19 protein-coding genes and 1 tRNA gene are annotated in these 16,519 nt (G+C 60.7%); 17 read left to right on the top strand and 3 right to left on the bottom strand.

Annotated features, from left to right (window positions below; translation table 11 throughout):
- Positions 1-8: 8 nt before the first annotated feature.
- Together XM53_RS18315 and XM53_RS23190 are read left to right on the top strand one after the other, a co-directional pair.
- A complete protein-coding gene (locus XM53_RS18315) occupies positions 9-2,363 on the top strand; it encodes a hypothetical protein (RefSeq protein ID WP_057795967.1) in 2,355 nt (784 codons plus the stop codon).
- Positions 2,363-2,536, top strand: a complete 174-nt coding sequence (locus tag XM53_RS23190; protein WP_144435607.1) for a phage tail protein — start codon at positions 2,363-2,365, stop codon at positions 2,534-2,536. The genes XM53_RS18315 and XM53_RS23190 overlap by 1 nt, the downstream gene beginning before the upstream one ends.
- Before the next feature lie 41 nt (positions 2,537-2,577).
- Here XM53_RS23190 and XM53_RS23185 read toward each other — a convergent pair whose 3' ends face one another.
- Positions 2,578-3,060 (bottom strand): hypothetical protein, encoded by a 483-nt coding sequence (locus XM53_RS23185; protein ID WP_057795965.1) that lies wholly within the window; start codon positions 3,058-3,060, stop codon positions 2,578-2,580.
- 278 nt (positions 3,061-3,338) lie between these two features.
- On the opposite strand from XM53_RS23185, the gene XM53_RS18305 reads away from it, so the two are divergent.
- The 6 genes from XM53_RS18305 to XM53_RS23175 all read left to right on the top strand — a co-directional run bounded on the left by XM53_RS18305 (position 3,339) and on the right by XM53_RS23175 (position 7,068).
- On the top strand, positions 3,339-3,788 hold the full coding sequence (locus XM53_RS18305) for a hypothetical protein (protein WP_057795963.1): 450 nt from the start codon (positions 3,339-3,341) through the stop codon (positions 3,786-3,788).
- A 64-nt stretch (positions 3,789-3,852) separates the two neighbouring features.
- Positions 3,853-4,554 (top strand): hypothetical protein, encoded by a 702-nt coding sequence (locus tag XM53_RS18300; protein WP_057795960.1) that lies wholly within the window; start codon positions 3,853-3,855, stop codon positions 4,552-4,554.
- 243 nt (positions 4,555-4,797) lie between these two features.
- On the top strand, positions 4,798-5,997 hold the full coding sequence (locus XM53_RS23180) for an ATP-binding protein (RefSeq protein WP_144435606.1): 1,200 nt from the start codon (positions 4,798-4,800) through the stop codon (positions 5,995-5,997).
- Positions 5,990-6,340 carry an STAS-like domain-containing protein gene (locus XM53_RS18290; protein WP_057795956.1) on the top strand — a complete coding sequence of 117 codons (351 nt, stop codon included), beginning with the start codon at positions 5,990-5,992 and terminating at the stop codon, positions 6,338-6,340. Before XM53_RS23180 ends, XM53_RS18290 begins: the two co-directional genes overlap by 8 nt.
- The gene (locus tag XM53_RS18285) at positions 6,341-6,784 is read left to right on the top strand and encodes a hypothetical protein (protein ID WP_057795954.1); all 444 of its coding nucleotides are present in this window, start codon (positions 6,341-6,343) and stop codon (positions 6,782-6,784) included.
- Positions 6,785-6,882: 98 nt separating this feature from the next.
- The gene (locus tag XM53_RS23175) at positions 6,883-7,068 is read left to right on the top strand and encodes a hypothetical protein (RefSeq protein WP_144435605.1); all 186 of its coding nucleotides are present in this window, start codon (positions 6,883-6,885) and stop codon (positions 7,066-7,068) included.
- Here XM53_RS23175 and XM53_RS18280 read toward each other — a convergent pair.
- Positions 7,050-8,321 carry a tyrosine-type recombinase/integrase gene (locus XM53_RS18280; RefSeq protein ID WP_057795952.1) on the bottom strand — a complete coding sequence of 424 codons (1,272 nt, stop codon included), beginning with the start codon at positions 8,319-8,321 and terminating at the stop codon, positions 7,050-7,052. The two genes, XM53_RS23175 and XM53_RS18280, sit on opposite strands and share 19 nt — an antisense overlap.
- Positions 8,322-8,474: 153 nt before the next feature.
- Positions 8,475-8,564: transfer RNA gene (locus XM53_RS18275), tRNA-Ser, on the bottom strand.
- 202 nt (positions 8,565-8,766) lie between these two features.
- On the opposite strand from XM53_RS18275, the gene XM53_RS18270 reads away from it, so the two are divergent.
- The 9 genes from XM53_RS18270 to XM53_RS18230 all read left to right on the top strand — a co-directional run bounded on the left by XM53_RS18270 (position 8,767) and on the right by XM53_RS18230 (position 16,519).
- On the top strand, positions 8,767-9,705 hold the full coding sequence (locus XM53_RS18270) for an SPOR domain-containing protein (RefSeq protein WP_057795950.1): 939 nt from the start codon (positions 8,767-8,769) through the stop codon (positions 9,703-9,705).
- Between the two features lie 13 nt (positions 9,706-9,718).
- Positions 9,719-10,885 carry a D-alanyl-D-alanine carboxypeptidase family protein gene (locus XM53_RS18265; RefSeq protein ID WP_057795948.1) on the top strand — a complete coding sequence of 389 codons (1,167 nt, stop codon included), beginning with the start codon at positions 9,719-9,721 and terminating at the stop codon, positions 10,883-10,885.
- A complete protein-coding gene (tmk, locus tag XM53_RS18260) occupies positions 10,882-11,508 on the top strand; it encodes a dTMP kinase (RefSeq protein WP_057795946.1) in 627 nt (208 codons plus the stop codon). Before XM53_RS18265 ends, tmk begins: the two co-directional genes overlap by 4 nt.
- Positions 11,508-12,665: a DNA polymerase III subunit delta' gene (locus XM53_RS18255; protein WP_057796008.1), complete on the top strand. Its 1,158-nt coding sequence runs from the start codon at positions 11,508-11,510 to the stop codon at positions 12,663-12,665. The genes tmk and XM53_RS18255 overlap by 1 nt, the downstream gene beginning before the upstream one ends.
- Positions 12,666-12,687: 22 nt before the next feature.
- The gene (locus XM53_RS18250) at positions 12,688-13,494 is read left to right on the top strand and encodes a TatD family hydrolase (protein ID WP_057795944.1); all 807 of its coding nucleotides are present in this window, start codon (positions 12,688-12,690) and stop codon (positions 13,492-13,494) included.
- The gene (locus tag XM53_RS18245) at positions 13,494-14,291 is read left to right on the top strand and encodes an MBL fold metallo-hydrolase (RefSeq protein ID WP_057796006.1); all 798 of its coding nucleotides are present in this window, start codon (positions 13,494-13,496) and stop codon (positions 14,289-14,291) included. Before XM53_RS18250 ends, XM53_RS18245 begins: the two co-directional genes overlap by 1 nt.
- A 4-nt stretch (positions 14,292-14,295) precedes the next feature.
- Positions 14,296-15,225: an AEC family transporter gene (locus XM53_RS18240; RefSeq protein WP_057795942.1), complete on the top strand. Its 930-nt coding sequence runs from the start codon at positions 14,296-14,298 to the stop codon at positions 15,223-15,225.
- A 119-nt stretch (positions 15,226-15,344) separates the two neighbouring features.
- Positions 15,345-15,896 carry an RNA polymerase sigma factor gene (locus XM53_RS18235; protein ID WP_057795941.1) on the top strand — a complete coding sequence of 184 codons (552 nt, stop codon included), beginning with the start codon at positions 15,345-15,347 and terminating at the stop codon, positions 15,894-15,896.
- Positions 15,893-16,519 carry a hypothetical protein gene (locus XM53_RS18230; RefSeq protein ID WP_057795939.1) on the top strand — a complete coding sequence of 209 codons (627 nt, stop codon included), beginning with the start codon at positions 15,893-15,895 and terminating at the stop codon, positions 16,517-16,519. Before XM53_RS18235 ends, XM53_RS18230 begins: the two co-directional genes overlap by 4 nt.

Genomic DNA, 16,519 nt, shown 5'->3' with positions numbered 1-16,519 from the left:
TATGAGCAATGAATGACACAAACCTTCCCGGCCTGATCGTTCCTGTCGAAGCCAGGATCACACAGCTTGAAAAGGGTCTGGCGCGCGCCAACCGGGCGCAGCGTCGGGCGGCGCAGAACATGGAACGCCGCGCGAAGCAGTCGGCAGACCGCATGAGCGCGAGCTACGCCAGGGCGGGGACCGCCGCCGCTGCTGCGTTCAAGCGCGTTGCCTTGCCGATCGCTGCCGGTGTCGCGTCGGCTGGCACGGTTCGGGCAATCGGCCAGACCACCAAGGCCGTTGCCAAGCTTGGCGACGAAGCGGAGCGTGCTGGTATGAAGGTCGAGCCGTTTCAGGAATGGAAATACATCGCAGAGCAGAACCGCATCGGCATTGACCAGATGGTTGATGGCTTCAAGGAATTGAACTTGCGCGCCGATGAATTCGTAGTGACCGGCAAGGGACCGGCAGCCGAAGCGTTCGCACGGCTTGGTTTCGGTGCAGAGGATCTTCGTGAGAAGCTGAAAGACCCTAGCGCGCTCATGCTGGAAATTATCGAGCGGCTTCGCCGTCTTGATACAGCGGGACGCATACGCGTGGCCGATGAAATTTTCGGAGGCAGCGCCGGTGAGCGCTTCGTCGAACTGATCGACCAAGGGGCCGCCGGTTTGCGCGAAACTATCGACCGCGCGCATGAGCTGGGCTTCGTGATGGATGAAAGCATGGTGCGCCGCGCTGACGAGCTTGATCGCAAGTTCGCAGAGCTGACCACGCGCGTTTCCAGCTTCGGCAAGCGTGTCGCGGTTGAGATCGCGGACGGTATCGCCAGCGTGGCGGGATTGCGTGAGTCCCTGGACTCGCTTTTCGAGAGTGAGGCGCAAGGCCGCGCAATCCTCGGGGACCAGGTGTTCGACACCCTGGACCAGAACGCCGCAGCGCTTGAGAAGAACAAGGGCGAGGTCATCGACCTTCGCGAGACCTATGCCGAGCTTTTCCGCGAAGTGAACGCCATGACGCAGCCGGGCGGCATTCGGGTGTTCGAGATCGACAACGAAGACGCCAGATATGCACTGGCTGATATCATCGCCGGGATCGACGATGTGACGCGCAAGTTCGATAGCGGCGGTATGAGCGCCGAAGACTTCACCGGCGAAATGACCGACCTTGCCGACGAGGCAGACGCGGTGCGCAAAGAGCTGGCGGCGGTAGACGGTGCGAGGTTCCAGAACGCAATCGCCAACATCGGGAACCTGGTTGATGCAATCCGCACGGCCACGGTTGAAGCGGTGAAGCTGCGCAACAACCTGCCGGGCGGTTACGTCAGCTCTGGGCGTGGCGATGGTAGCGCAGAGGTCGAAGCGCGGCGCAGGCAGGATAACGGTCAGGCAACACCGCAGGCGCCTACCACTTCACTCAGGCCAAGGGCTGCGCCGCCGATGTTGCACGAGAACGTGACCACACCGAGCCGGTCGAGTGGCGGAGGTGGCGGTGGCGGCCGCACGGCCGATGACTATGCGCGCACTGCGACGGCAATTCGTGACGAAACGCGCGCACTTGAGCTTGAGGCAGCCGCCCTTGCAGCGGTTGCGCTGGCTGGCCGTGATCTGGCCCCGGCAATCGAGCAAGCGCGCCGCGAAGCTGAACTGCTGCACGAAGCCCAGCGGCAAGGAGTGACGATCACGCCGCAGCTTCGCGCGGAGATCAAAGCAGCGGCAGCGGCATATGCAAAAGCGGATCAATCGGTCGCCCAGGCTGAAGAACGCCTTCAAGCTTTCGAGACGGCGAAGGAGCGGATGCGCGGCGCGGCAGAGAACGCCTTCGTGGGGCTGATCACTGGTGCGCATGACTTCCGGTCTGCCCTGCAAATGATCATCGCGGACCTGGCGCAAATGGCCGCATCGCGCGTGTTCAAATCCATATTCACAGGGGCCGGTGGCGGTCTCTTCGGTGGCTTGCTGAGTGGCTTGGGCTTTTCGGAAGGCGGCTTTACCGGGCCTGGTGGGAAGTTTCAGCCTGCCGGGATCGTTCACAAGGGCGAATACGTCATGTCGAAACAGGCCACCAACCGGATCGGCGTTGGCAACCTGGAAGCGCTGCACAGCGCCGCCAAGAAGGGCTATGCCGCTGGCGGGCTGGTAGGAGGCACAGCACGCCTCAGAACCGCCTCACAAGGGCGCTCTGAGTCTCCGGCGATGGCTGGGCAGGTGATCAACATCAACGCGCCTGTGACGGTCGAGGCTGGCGCCGGGACGCCGGAACAGAACAACGATTTGGCTAAGAAGATGGCGCGCGAAATGGAAAACACGATGCGTGGTGTCGTCGTAGATGAGCTGCGTCGCCAGCATCGGCCTGGCAACATGATGAACAATGGACGTAACCGCTGATGGCACTTGCGACGTTCATCCCGCCGGTTGCGCCTTCACCGGGAACGAAACACACGCCAAAGATCAATTTGGCGAAAGCTGAGTTCGGTGACGGTTACACACAAGCCGCCCCGAACGGCCTCAATCACGTCGCATATGCGATTGATCTGCGTTGGGACGCGCTCACACAATAACAGTTCGCGACCATCCGGGAATTCTTCGAGGGGCAGGGCGGTTACAGGCCGTTCTTCTTCCAGCCGCGCGGCTTCGATGCAGTCAAAAAATGGACGGCACCGGCTTGGTCCGGCTCAGATTCCACGCCGTGGACCTTCGAGGTTAAGCTTGAGGAATGGTTCGGCGCGGAAGCGTAGCCGGAACGGAAGGGTTCGCGCGCCCGGAGCGTAGCATGTAAGAAACAGAACGCGCCCGGAGAGTGGAATGTGAGAGAAAAACACAGAAAAACACCCGAAAAAGGCGTGTCCGTGGGAATTTCCTGTATGTATATGGAAATGAGAAAAGATATATAATCATAACGGTTCAGGAAATTCCCACGGACATCCTCCTGCGGCTGGGGAGACACCTCGGGCCTGCGGCCCTCGCCTGCGCGGCCTTCGGCCTTGCCCGTCGCGCTGCGCGCGACGATCCAGAAGTTCTCTCTCACCCGAAGGAACTGGACCCTCTCGGTCTCACGAACTGTCTCGGCTTCGAGACCCTTCACTAAACAGCGCGGCGGCTGTTCCGTTTTCAGCGTCTCTTGGAAGTGGCGCGGCTGCCGTGCCTTTCCTGGACCCGTAGTGCGCTGCCAGGGACTCTGAGCGCGCCGCTGAGTGGGGCTCCAGCTATTCCGGCTGGGTAGGGACTCCGAGAGGCGCTTCGCGCGCTCCTGGTGCGGCTCTGGTGACTCGTTAGAAAATGCGAATGCAAGGGGGTTCCCTTGTTGACAATTCAAGGGTATTCCTTTATGCTGGCTGAGTATTGACCAATGAAGGACACACGATGTCAAACCACCCCACTTTGAAGGTTCCACAGGAACGTATCACCCAACTCAAACAGATGGCCGCGAACATGGGCGCGGTAAACATGAGCGAAGTTCTCGCCAAGCTGATCGAGCTTGCTCAGAGCCAAGGGCTGATCAACCACGAAATACCCGGCGTGCATATCAACGAGTTACAGGATGGCCTGGTTATCAGGTTTGACGATGGAGAGTTGACCGGCTTCTCTTTTGACGAGGCTGGTAGCCTGGCATCTGAGATACGCAGCTTTCTCTCAGGTGAGCGCGACGGCAAAGCCAAAGAAGGCACTTCTGCGACGCATGGGAAATTCAGCTTGAAGGGCAAGGGGCAGGGCATTGCTGTGTCCATTCCCGCAGATGGCGAAGCCAAGGTCTTCGACCGTGGCCTTGCAAGTGAATTTGCGCGCTTGATCGAGATGGCGACAAAGGGCTGAAACGAAAATGGGCTGGTGTTGGCGCACCAGCCCAGATCTTCTAGCAGAAGGAACTTGCAACTTAATGCCAAAGTATAGCATCGACGGCGAGGAGGAGCCACAGAAAAGCTCTGAAGCTTCCGGGCACAAGGTCGCCTTCTGTTCCGGCGCAGAAGACTCCGACGCTGGCCTCAGTCATGAAGTGCTGAGGGCTAACGAGGTCGAGCGGTTCGAAGCCGAGCTTGATAACCTGCTTTCGGATGATGAGGTCGAGCATAGGGCAGACGCCGGAGAGGCAGCCACAAGTGGCTTGTCGAAGCGCTTGCGCGAGTTGGTGAAGACCAAGATCAAGGCGATTGAGGCAGACAACCTCGCAAAAAAGGAAGAAAGGAATGATCGGCGTAGAGCCGCGCGTCGGGCCTCATTGGAATACCAGTTGGAACTGAAAGAGGCGCGCGAGGCTTATGCGAACAAGATCGCGGCAGAGGAAGGTCGCGAGGTTCGGGGTTATGAGAAGGTGCCTGGCAAGACTGCTGAAGAGCGCGCAGAGAATGCCAAGGCGCGTGAGGCAGATCGCGAACGCGAACGCCGTGCCAACGCAGACCAGGCGACCAAAGAGCGCCAAGCCGACAAAAAGTATGTGAAGCGGAAGAAGGCCGCTGGTTGGTCTGATGAGCAGATCGAGGAAGGCCTGGCCTTACTTCACGAGCAACGCGCGGCTGATCGCCTTCACCGCCAGCCAGACCCCGGCAAATACGAAGACAACCCAAAGTTTGGCGCATTCTGACCTTGCGCCTAGATCTGCACTGTGGCATATTTACAACATGCGGCGCAAAGGCCGCTTCTCCAAGTCGAACCCCGCGCCATTTTCCACCGTAAGTAAGTCATCGGCGCGGGGTTCGAACCAGCATAAGTTGGCATTTTAGGCGCAAGCACTAGTAAAGTTGGCTGAAAGGCTATTTCTTACGGTTGTTCTTCCTCCCGCAAGAAACCATGCTGCCTCGACAATATACGAAGAGTTCGATGGCGCATGAAGAAGCTGACCCCTCGTTATAAGCGTTGGTTGTTAAACAGAGCGAGAGCACAGCAAAGGTCTTTCAATCGAAGGCCAATTCACCGAAAAGGTAAGCCAAGGTATGTCGGTGCACATCGCGTGACAGCATGGCAGGGTTACGCCTCCGAAGAAATACTGTCTTTGCAACGACCGCTCGCACCACCTTCAAATCTATGTATCTCTAGCTGCCCTGAGGAAACAATTGGTTTTCTAGATACAGTCAGGAACAGGCTAAACACAAGAAAAGCTCTTGAAAAACCTGGGACTTTTGCTTGGCTGCAGGTGCCTAGGCGGGTCACAGGTTTGAAAAGAACGCAGACATATTTCGACTTCTCCGTGATTGAGAACCTCTCGCCGGCGGTCGCATTAGTCATGACCGCAGAGTATCACCGCGCAGCGGAAATCATAGGCAGTGCGCCGCCAGCGATCGAATTGGACAAATGGAGCGATGCAGCTTTCCTCCCCCTGTTCCGGTTGGGCTTCTTTGAGGCAATTGGCCAACTCGAAGAGAGCGAGTTGGATTTAGTGGATTCGGACGACGTGTTCTACCTTCGCGCTTTGAGCGGAAAAAGCGGCACTGACCTAGAGCGAATTTCGAAAGCTCTTCTTGAGTTGATAGCTTCGCTTGATGGCAGTCGGCTATCTCGTGATACACGCATGGCGTTGAACAGCGCCCTAGGCGAGGCAATGGTAAATGTTTCTAAATGGGCGTATCCTTCTGACTATGAATACGCATTTCCTAACCTGGGTAAATTCTGGGTAACCGCGTCGGTCGATGGCCGTAACAATTTGCTCACAGTTTCGATATACGATCAGGGAATATCCATTCCGGTGTCGTATCCACGGCAGCCACTGAAAGAGAAAGCTTGGGAATACCTCAAGAGTCTTTTATCGAGCGAGGGAGAGTTTAAATTTCAGGACGATAGCGCATATATTGACTGCGCGATGCGGTTTGGGAACTCGCATTCCGATCTAGAGTATCGCGGTCAGGGCCTTCCTCAGATGAAGGAGTTGATTGATACGGTCGAGAACGGATGTCTGACTATTTGTAGTCGCGGAGGATTATGGCAATATGAGCACGGTAGATCTACAGTCCGGAAATCGTTCCCAAATTCTATTGGGGGGACGCTCATTGAATGGAAGCTCAAGCTGTCCGAAGGTGAAACTAATGACTGAAGCTATTCGGATTAGCATCGCGGAAGATTTTAGTGCCTATCCAATAGGCCGCGACGAAACCGATAGCGTCGAAAGCAATGGTAAGAAATTCCGCGTGGAGTTTTTAGCACCAGCGCTCGAACAGGCGAAAGCTGATGGCACTCAGGTTATAGTCTCATTCGAAGGTGTAGAGAGCTTCGGTTCTTCATTCCTCGAAGAAGCATTTGGCGGCCTGGTCCGTAAGGAGGGTTGGAAATCGAGTGACCTTAAGAAATTCATGAAAATCGACTATGATTGGCCCGGCTACGCTCGCTTCGAGCGTCGCCTTTGGAAGCATGTGGAAAGTGCAAAGCCAGATAATTAAATGGAATTTGTCGTAGCTGTATTTGGCGGTTTGATCGGTGCGCTCTTAGGTTTTTTGGTGCAGGTTTTTCTGTCAGTTCGCAGCTCTGAGGTCAGCGCAATTTCTGACCAAATCGCAGATTTGAAGCGTATCGAGCAGTTTGCAATCCAATATTGGTTAGCCGATAAGCACGATCCGCAATTGAACAAAGAATTGGCAACGAAGCTACGGGGAGCCATTATGGCTTCGTCTAGCTTCGAAGAAATAGGTCCACAAGTCTTGGGCTGTCGCTTCTCAAAATACTCGGACTTGGTGTTGGAGTTAGATGATATTGTTACTGGTGGCGACTTCGAAGACGATCTAAAAGACGTTGATCCGGCTCGTGTCGTAGCTGCTATGCGCGTTACCGGTGAGCTCGTATCCCACCTTAGAGTTTGTAGAAAATTTGTTTATCTTTGGCGTTGAAACCTGTCTTGGTTGCTAGCCCCGCGAGGCGCGATTCAAGGGCAAACTTTTTTCACTCTCCAAGTCATTCTGTTGGCGCGGTTGCTATAGTGTTTGGTATGGAAGGTATCGAACTCAGATCATTGCAATCCGCGCACCGCAGGCTGGCGGTTCTTGTGTGCCATGATCCGGCATACCTTCCCATTTTCGAGCGTATCGAAAAGGAAATCGCGATACTCAACGAAAGTGGCGATGTGATCAGTCGTGCGCGCGCTGTTGCCGCCCTTCACAAACAAGTCGCTTGAAGAAGCGATTGCAGATGATCAAGGGACGCGCCCTTGCCGTAGCGTTCCCGGTTCAATGTATGGCCCATCAGATCGCGCCTAACTCGTTCATCTACACCCGCCGCAAGTTGCCGATCCTCGAACGAATGACGCAGGCCGTATAGGGAATGCTCTGGCGTCTCTAGCAGGCCGTTCTGGCGCAGATACTTGTTCACGGTAGCAGACAGACCGGCAGACGTTTCGCGATACCGTGGGAAGCCCTGTGGGTGCCTGCGCATGGCCTCAAGCGAAACCCCAACTAGGGGAATGGCTCGGCGCGCGTTCTTGCTCTTGAGCTGGCGTCCAACCGGCTCGATTTTGATATGAGGCACGTTGCTATTCAGCACGATGTTTTCAGCGGTCAGCGCCGCCAGTTCGGAAGGTCGCGCCCCAGTGTTGATCATTGCAAGGATGATGCTCGCCGCTTCATCATTCAGCCCATCTAGCGCACCTGGCGCGAGTAGCTTGTCGCGGATCCATTCTTCGGAGAAGGGTGGGCGATGCTTTTTCTCACCCTCTTTGAACGCCAGGTCACTGAGTGGAAGAACCAACCCAAGCCGCTTCATGCGGTTCACGGTTTTCAGAACATCGCCAAGGTGTATCAGATCCTTGTTCGCGCTGTTCGGCGTCAGTCCGTCAGCTTCCATCTTTTCAAGCCACCACGCGCGGAAATCCAGCATATCGTCGCCAGTAATATCGCTGATGGCTTTGTCTCCAACTACCGCAACGAAGTTGTTGACCGCCTTGATCCGGGGATTGCGCCAGCGCCGAAGTTGATCGTCGCTCTTTCCGCGCGTCTTGTCCTGGGTCAGTGTCCAATACAGTTCGAGCGCCCGGCTGGCGGTTATCTCTGATTCCTTCGCGGTGCCAAGCAGAGCCTCTGCATCGCGTATGTCTGGATCTGTGTCGGTGCCGCCTACAGCCTCGATCCGCTCAAGCAATTCACTCTTGGGTAGTTGGGCAACTTGTTCGGCGCGGAGGTATCGGAAGCCACGGGCTGCTGCCAGGTCACGCGCCGCGGCGAAGCGCTGTTCAGCGTCTTGGGTGTCGCCTGCAAGCTTGGCTTCCCATGCCTCAACCAGTTGTTCCCAGGCTGGACCCGCTTTGCGTTCGGCTTCTGACTGACTGTCTGTGTGTAGGGCAAGCCACACGAACTTGCGTGGTTCTACTGACGCATACCGTTTCGGAACGCGCTTATAGAGCGACAGCTTCTTGCCGCGCTTCTTGATCGCCATGTTGTGAAACCCCTGATTGTCGCCAGCAAAGGTATAGCAAAATGTATAGCGTATTGTATAGCAAAAATGACGGATACCGACGTTGCCGAGGGCGTGAAATCCGAATTAAGCGTCTATTTTCAGGTGCTTAGAGGTTTGCAGTGTTTGTGGAATTGGCGGAGGCTCAGGGATTCGAACCCTGGGGACGCTTTCACGCCCGCCGGTTTTCAAGACCGGTGCATTCGACCACTCTGCCAAGCCTCCGCGTCCGGCGTTGTTACTGTGGCTTTGGCGATTCTTAAAGACATCAGTTTCCGTCGATTTTTGCCCAATTGACTTTGCAGACTTTTCAGAACGGCCCGGACCGGCTATTCTGCGGCCAAGCGCAGGTGGCTGCGCGCTCGAGCGAACGCCGGACAACCGGCACCCGCACCCAAAACGGTGCATGACAGGCAAGGGACGAAACATGACATTTCAATGGACGGGCAGAGGTGCGCGCGTGCGCCTGATCACCGCCTCCAGCGTGATTGCGCTGGTGCTGAGCGGTTGTACCGAGGGCGGAGAATTCGGCCTTTTCAAATCCCAGCAGGGCGAGGCCGAGGACGTGACCTCGGCGGACAACTCGGTCAAGCTGATCGAACGCGACGTGGAAGCACCCGACGTCTTCCAGGTGACCGACAAGGGCCTGTGGGACGGGCGGCCATCGCTGGGCGGCGTTTGGGTCGCGCACCCGGACGTGCAGGAACCCGAGCGCGTTATCATCCGCAACACCAAGAACGGCAAGTTCGTCATCGGCGCGCTTTTCCGCCGCGAACGCAGCAATCCGGGACCGATCCTTCAGGTGTCGTCCGATGCCGCCGATGCGCTGGGGATGCTGGCCGGTGCGCCGGCGCAGCTGAACGTGACGGCCCTGCGCCGCGAGTCCGCCCCCGATCCCGAGGCGCTGGCCGCCGCCGAGACCGAGGGCGCAGAGGGTTCGCTCGCCCCCGCCGCGGTCGAGCAGACCACGTTGGATCCGCTGGCCGGGGCCGCCGCCGCGATCGAGAGCGCCGAGGCCGCCGAGCCAGTCAGACCGGCGACCCAGACGGCCGGGGCCACGGCCGCCGTCGCCACCGAGCCTGCGCCGCAACCGACCCAGGCCGCAGCGACGCCGGTGAGTTCGAACTCGCCGCTGTCGAAGCCCTATTTGCAGATCGGCATCTTCTCGGTCGAGCAGAATGCGCGGAATACCGCCACCGCCATGCGGCAGGAAGGCATGGTTCCGATCGTTAAAAAACAAAGCTCGCAGGGCAAGACCTTCTGGCGGGTGATTGTCGGGCCGGCACAAAGCAAGTCTGAACAATCTGTCCTGTTGAAAAAGGTCAAAGACGTTGGTTTTGATGATGCGTACGCTGTGACCAACTGATACGGGGACGCCCATGACCATTCTTGCACGACTACTGACCGCCTGTGTCGCGGTGATTGCGCTTTGCTTGCCGGCGCAGGCGTTCGACACCAGCGCCAAGGCTGCGTATGTCAAGGATCTGGGTACCGGGACCGTCCTGCTGAGCCACAATGCCGACGAGCCCTTGCCGCCGGCGTCGATGTCCAAGCTGATGACGCTGTACGTGGCGTTCGAGGCCATTCGCGACGGGCGGCTTTCGTTGCAGGAAAAACTGCCCGTGTCGGAGCACGCCATGAGCTATGGCGGGTCCACCATGTTCCTCGACACGACCGACCGCGTGAGCGTCGAGGATCTGCTGCGTGGGATCATCGTGCTGTCGGGAAACGATGCCTGCGCCGTGATCGCCGAGGCGCTGAGCCCCGACGGCACCGAGGCCGGGTTCGCCCGCTTCATGACCCAGCGTGCGCGCGACATGGGCATGACCAATTCGACCTTCGCCAACTCGAACGGCTGGCCCGCCGCGGGACACCGGATGAGTATGCATGATCTGGCGATCCTGGCCGAGCGGCTGATCGTGGACTTCCCCAATTTCTACCCGATGTTCGCCGAAACGGAGTACGAGTTCGACGGCCGTGCGCCGCAGAACACCCAGAACCGCAACCCTTTGCTGAAGCTGGGGATCGGTGCGGATGGTCTGAAAACCGGGCATACCCAGGCGGCAGGCTATGGTCTGACCGGATCGGCCGAGCAAGGCGGGCGCCGGGTGGTGTTCGTACTGTCGGGACTGGAAACCGCTGCCCAAAGAGCACAAGAGGCGGAAGCCCTTGTGAACTGGTCCTTTCGCCAATTTGCCGAAAAAGAGATCGTCAAAGCCGGAAACGAAGTCTCGCGCGCCGAAGTCTGGATGGGAAGCGCGGCAACCGTAGGGCTGACGCCCGCCGAGGACCTGACGACGCTGGTGCCGGTGCTGGGCTCGGACAACATGAAGGCCGAAGTGGTCTATGAAGGACCGGTCAGCGCGCCGATCGCACAGGGCGACGAACTGGCCCAGCTGGTCTTTACGCCCGAGGGCCTGCCGGAGATGCGCGTGCCGCTGGTGGCCGCCGAAAGCGTTGCCGTCGGCGGCTTTGCGGTGCGGCTGAAGACGGTGGCGGGCGTGCTGTTGAAACGGCTGCAACAGGGGCCCGAGGGGACGCTTTGAGCGGACAGGGCCGCTTTGTCACCTTTGAAGGCATCGACGGGTCGGGCAAGTCCACGCAGGCGCGACTGCTGGCAGAGCATTTGCAAGGCACGGGGCGTGACGTTGTTCTGACGCGCGAGCCGGGCGGCAGCGACGGCGCCGAGGAAATCCGCAAGCTGGTGCTGGAAGGCGATGCCGACCGCTGGTCGGCCGAGACCGAATTACTGCTGTTCACGGCGGCGCGCCGCGATCACCTGGAGCGGCTGATCGAGCCTGCGCTGGCGGCGGGCAAGGTGGTGATCTGCGACCGTTTCGCCGACAGCACGCGGATGTACCAGGGCCTGAGCCGGGGCGATCTGCGCCGAAAGGTCGACGCGTTGCATGACCTGATGATCGGGCGCGAGCCGGACCTAACCATTTTGATCGACATGGACCCGGGAACGGGACTGGAACGTGCGCTGTCGCGGGGCGGCAGCGAAGAGCGGTTCGAGAGCTTCGGTGCCAGCCTTCAAGCGCAGATGCGGCAGGGGTTCCTAGACCTTGCCGTGGAATTTTCCGACCGTTTCGTGGTGATCGACGGCAATCGCGGGATCGAAGCGATTGCGGCGGATGTACGGGCCGCGGTAGAACCGCGCCTGACATGATGGACCGTGACATCCCGCTTCCCGATCGCATCGACGGCGCGCCGCGCCCGGCCGAGACGTCCCGCCTTTACGGGCAGGACGGCGCGCAGGGCGCGTTCCTGCAGGCGTTCAACGCGGGCCGGCTGCATCACGGCTGGCTGATCCACGGGCCGCGCGGCGTGGGCAAGGCGACGCTTGCCTGGCGGATCGCGCGGTTCCTGCTGGCCACGCCCGACCCGGAGGCGGATGGTGGAGGGCTGTTTGGCGATGCGCTGCCTGCGCCCGACACGTTGGAGATTGCCGAGGATCATCCGGTCACGCGGCGCGTGCTGGCGGGGTCCGAGCCGGGGCTGCACCTGGTGCGGCGCGGCGGACAGGGCACCAGCGACAGCGACCGGCAGAAGAATTTCGAAGAGGGTAAGTTCTCGCGCGAGATCCGGGTGGACGAGGTGCGCGAACTGGCCGATTTCGTGAACCTGAGCGCGGTGGATGGCGGCCGGCGGGTGGTCATCATCGATGCCGCAGACGAGATGAACACCTCGGCTGCGAACGCGCTGTTGAAAATGCTGGAGGAGCCGCCTTCGCGCACCACGCTCTTGCTGGTGGCGCATCAGCCGGCGCGGCTATTGCCGACGATCCGTTCGCGTTGCCGCGAGTTGCGGCTGGAGCGGCTGAGCCCGGACGACGTGATCGCGGCGCTGGATCAGGCCGGGATCGACCCGGGCGCGCAGGCGCCGGGGCTGGCGGAACTGTCCGGCGGCTCGGCCGGCGAGGCGGTGCGGCTTTACAATCTCGACGGCCTGAAGATCTATGCCGAGATCGTGGGGCTGGCGGCCAGCCTGCCGATGCTGGACCGCCCGCGCGCGCTGAAACTGGCCGAAGCGGCGGCACAGCGCGGTGCCGAGCAGAAACTGGACCTGCTGCTGGCGCTGATGGACATGTTCCTGGCCCGGGTCGCGCGGGCGGGGGCCACAGGTGCCGTGCCGCCCGAGGCCGTGCCGGGCGAGGCCGAGGTCATCGGCAAGCTGGCGGGCACCCCGGTGCAGGCGCGGGCCTGGGCCGATTGCGCGCAGGAGGTGGGCGCACGGGCGCGTCACGGGCGGGCGGTCAACCTTGACCCTGCCGCCTTGGTGCTTGATACGGTGTTCAAGTTGCAGCAGACCGCTACATCCCTCTGAGCACCATCAGACCCAAGGCCCCATGACCGACCAAGTCCAGATCACCGACAGCCATTGCCATCTTGATTTCGAGACCTTCGACAAAGAGCGTGGCGACGTCATCGCGCGCGCGGTTGAGGCCGGGGTGACGCGGATGGTCACCATCTGCACCAAGCTGCGGCTGGAGCCGCAGGTGCGGGCGATTGCCGAGGCGCATCCGGAAGTTTTCTATGCCGCCGGCACCCATCCGATGAGCGTGGCGGACGAGCCGATGGCGACGGTCGATGCGCTGGTGTCGCTGGCGAAGCATCCCAAGTTCGTGGGCATCGGCGAGACGGGGCTGGATTATCACTACACCGCCGAGAGCGCGGATGCGCAACAGAAGAGCCTGCGCCTGCATATTGAGGCGGCACGGCAGACCGGCCTGCCTCTGATCATCCACGCGCGGGACGCCGACGAAGACATGGCGCGGATCCTGACCGAAGAGCACAAGGCCGGCGCATATAGCTGCGTGATGCATTGCTTTTCGTCCGGTGCGGAACTGGGCAAGGCGGCGCTCGACCTTGGGTTCTACCTGTCGATGTCTGGTATCTCGGCCTTTCCCAAAAGCCAGGAGTTGCGCGACATCTTCGCGTCCGCCCCGGTTGACCGCATCCTGGTGGAAACCGACGCGCCGTACCTCGCGCCGCCGCCCTATCGCGGCAAGCGGAACGAACCTGCCTATACCGTGCATACGGCCAAGGTGGGCGCCGAGGTGTTTGGCATGGACTGGCCCGATTTCGCCGCGCAGACGCAGGCCAATTTCGACCGGCTGTTCTGGAAGGCCGCAAAATGGAAAGCTGCCGCCTGATGGGAGAGACACGATTCACCATCCTGGGCTGCGGTTCGTCCGGCGGGGTGCCGCGCCTTGGCGGGCACTGGGGCGATTGCGACCCTGAAAACCCGCGGAATTATCGCCGCCGCTGCTCGATGCTGATCGAGCGCGAGGGCGAGGAGGGCATCACCCGCGTTTTGATCGACACCTCGCCCGACCTGCGCGCGCAGCTTCTGGATGCGGGCGTGGGTGCGCTGGACGCTGTGGTCTATACGCACGCTCATGCCGACCATGTGCATGGGCTGGACGATCTGCGGATGATCGTTTTCAACATGCGCCAGCGCTTGCCCGTCTGGGCCGATGGCGACACGCAGAACGCGCTGTATTCGCGGTTCGGCTATGCCTTCATCCAGCCCGACGACAGCCCGTATCCGCCCATTCTGGACATGCACACGATCAAGGGCGACGTGGTGATCGAGGGCCAGGGCGGGGCCATCACATTGCGCCCGTTCGAGGTCAACCACGGCTCGATCGACGCGCTGGGGTTCCGGATGGGTGACCTCGCGTATTTGCCGGATGTGGCCGAGATCCCCGAGGAGAGCTGGAAGGTTCTGGAAAACCTCGATTGCTGGGTCCTCGACGCGCTGCGCCGCACGCCGCACCCGACGCATTCCCACCTGGAACAATCGCTGGAGTGGATCGCGCGCGCCGCCCCGCGCCGCGCGGTACTGACCAACATGCATATCGACATGGATTACCAGACCCTTGTCGACGAAACCCCCGACCACATCACCCCAGCCTATGACGGCATGGTGATCACCTACAGGGACTAGCGGAATGCAGGCCCTGCTGGACGTCATCCTGCCGGTGTTCATGGTGATCGGCTTCGGCTACGTGGCGGTCTGGCGCGGCTGGTTCAGCCAGAGCGGTGTCGACGGACTGATGAAATTCACCCAAGGCTTTGCGCTGCCCTGTCTTCTGTTCGTGGCCATCGCGCGGCTGGATCTTGGTCAGCATTTCGAATGGCGCATGTTGCTGAGCTTCTATGCCGGTGCGCTGGCGGGTTTCTTTCTGGGCATGTTCGGCGGACGCTTCCTGTTCGGTCGCCCGTGGGAGGATTGCGTTCCGATCGGGTTTTGCTGCCTCTTCTCGAACTCGCTTCTGCTGGGGCTGCCGCTGACCGAGCGGGCCTATGGCGCGGACGCGCTGGAAGCAAACTATGCCATCATCGCGCTGCATTCGCCGATCTGTTACGGCGTCGGGATCACCGCGATGGAGATCGTCCGCGCCAAGGGCCAGACCGGCGCGGGCTTTGTGATGCGGGTGGCGAAGGCGATGTTTTCGAACTCCCTGATCCTTGGCATTCTGCTGGGGCTGGCGGTGAACCTGAGCGGTTTGCCCCTGCCTGGCACGGTGAATGACGCGCTGGATCTGCTGGTGCGGTCGGCGCTGCCGGCGGCGCTGTTCGGATTGGGGGGCGTGCTGGCCAGTTACCGGCCCGAGGGCGATCTGCGGCTCGTGTTCACCCTCTGCCTCATCTCGCTGGTGGTGCATCCGCTGATCACGCGGGGGCTGGGCCTGGTCTTTGCCCTGCCGGTCGAGGCAACGCGCTCGGCGGTGCTGACGGCGGCGATGGCGCCGGGGATCAACGCCTATATCTTTGCCAGCATGTACGGACGGGCGATGCGGGTGGCGGCGACGACGGTGCTGGTGGCGACGGCGCTGTCGGTGCTGACGGTCTGGCTGTGGCTGGGGCAGTTGCCCTAGGGGCGGGACCTGGCGCAACACGGGCGGCATGTTAGGCTTTGACCGGGCGGTCCGTCTCATTGCATCCTGTCAGCGGCGGCGCACTGGGACCCTGTGCCGTGGGAAACGGACGGGACAGGATGCACAACAGCGAACTGGCAGACCTTCTGAGGCGCATGGCCGACGGTGACCGGACCGCCTTTGCCGCCTTTTACAAGGCGCTGGAAAAGCCGGTTTTCCGGTTCATCGTCTCGAAAATGAACGATCCGCACGAGGCGGCCGACATACAGCATGACGTCTTCATGGACATCTGGCGCTCTGCAGGGCGCTTCGAGGGCCGGTCGACGGTGAAAACATGGGTATTCGGCATAGCCTACAGGAAAACGATGGATCATTTTCGCAAACACAAACGGGTCGACCTGACCGACGAGATCGACGAGCGCGTCGATGACAGCCCCGACGCGGCGACCTGCCTGGCGTCGGCGCAGGAGGCGGAACACCTGCGCTATTGCATGGACCAGCTGAAGCCGCAGCACCGTTCGGCGGTGGAACTGGCGTTCTACCAGGACATGACCTATGGCGAGATCGCCACCGTGGCCGAGGTGCCCGAGGGCACGATCAAGACGCGGGTCTTTCACGCCAAGAAGCTCTTGCTGCATTGCCTATCGTCCCGGATGGAGGTGCCGTCATGAGCGATACACCCGAACTGTCGCGTGACGAGATCGAGGCGCTGCTGGTCTTTCTGGCCAACGACACGCTCGAAGGCGAGGAACGCGCCGCCGTCGAGGCCGCCGTGGCCGCCGACCCGCAGCTGGCCGGAGAACTGGAGGCGCTGAAGGCCATGCGCCGCGAGATGCAATCCGAGGATGTGTCCTCGCCCGGTGAAATGGGCCTTGCCCGGCTGATGCGCGAGATCGACGCCGAGGCCGCCACCCCCGTGGTGCCGCAGGCCGGTCTGCCGGAGGCCGCGAACCTGCCATCGGCGCCCGGCAGCTTCTGGAAGATCGCGGCGGTCGTCCTGTTCGGTCTGGTTGTGGCGCAAACCGCCTATATCGGGTATGATGGCGGCACTGATTTTGAACTGGCCGGTGGGCAAAGCCCGGCTGCGAGCGCGGAGTTCACGATCCGGGTGGCCTTTGCCGAGGATGCCTCGGAGGCGGAAATCCGGGCGCTCTTGCTGGAGCAGGGGCTGGTGATCGTGGACGGGCCGTCGGCGATCGGGCTTTACACGCTGGCCGCCCCCGATGACGCGGCGCGGGCCGAGGCCGTGACGGCCTTGGTGGCGCGCGACGATATTGTTGAAAGCGCTGAATGA

It is taken from the genome of Roseovarius atlanticus (genome assembly GCF_001441615.1).
GTDB lineage: Bacteria > Pseudomonadota > Alphaproteobacteria > Rhodobacterales > Rhodobacteraceae > Roseovarius > Roseovarius atlanticus.
Note: the sequence above shows the minus strand (reverse complement) of the source record. Positions and strands in the feature narration are given on the sequence as shown.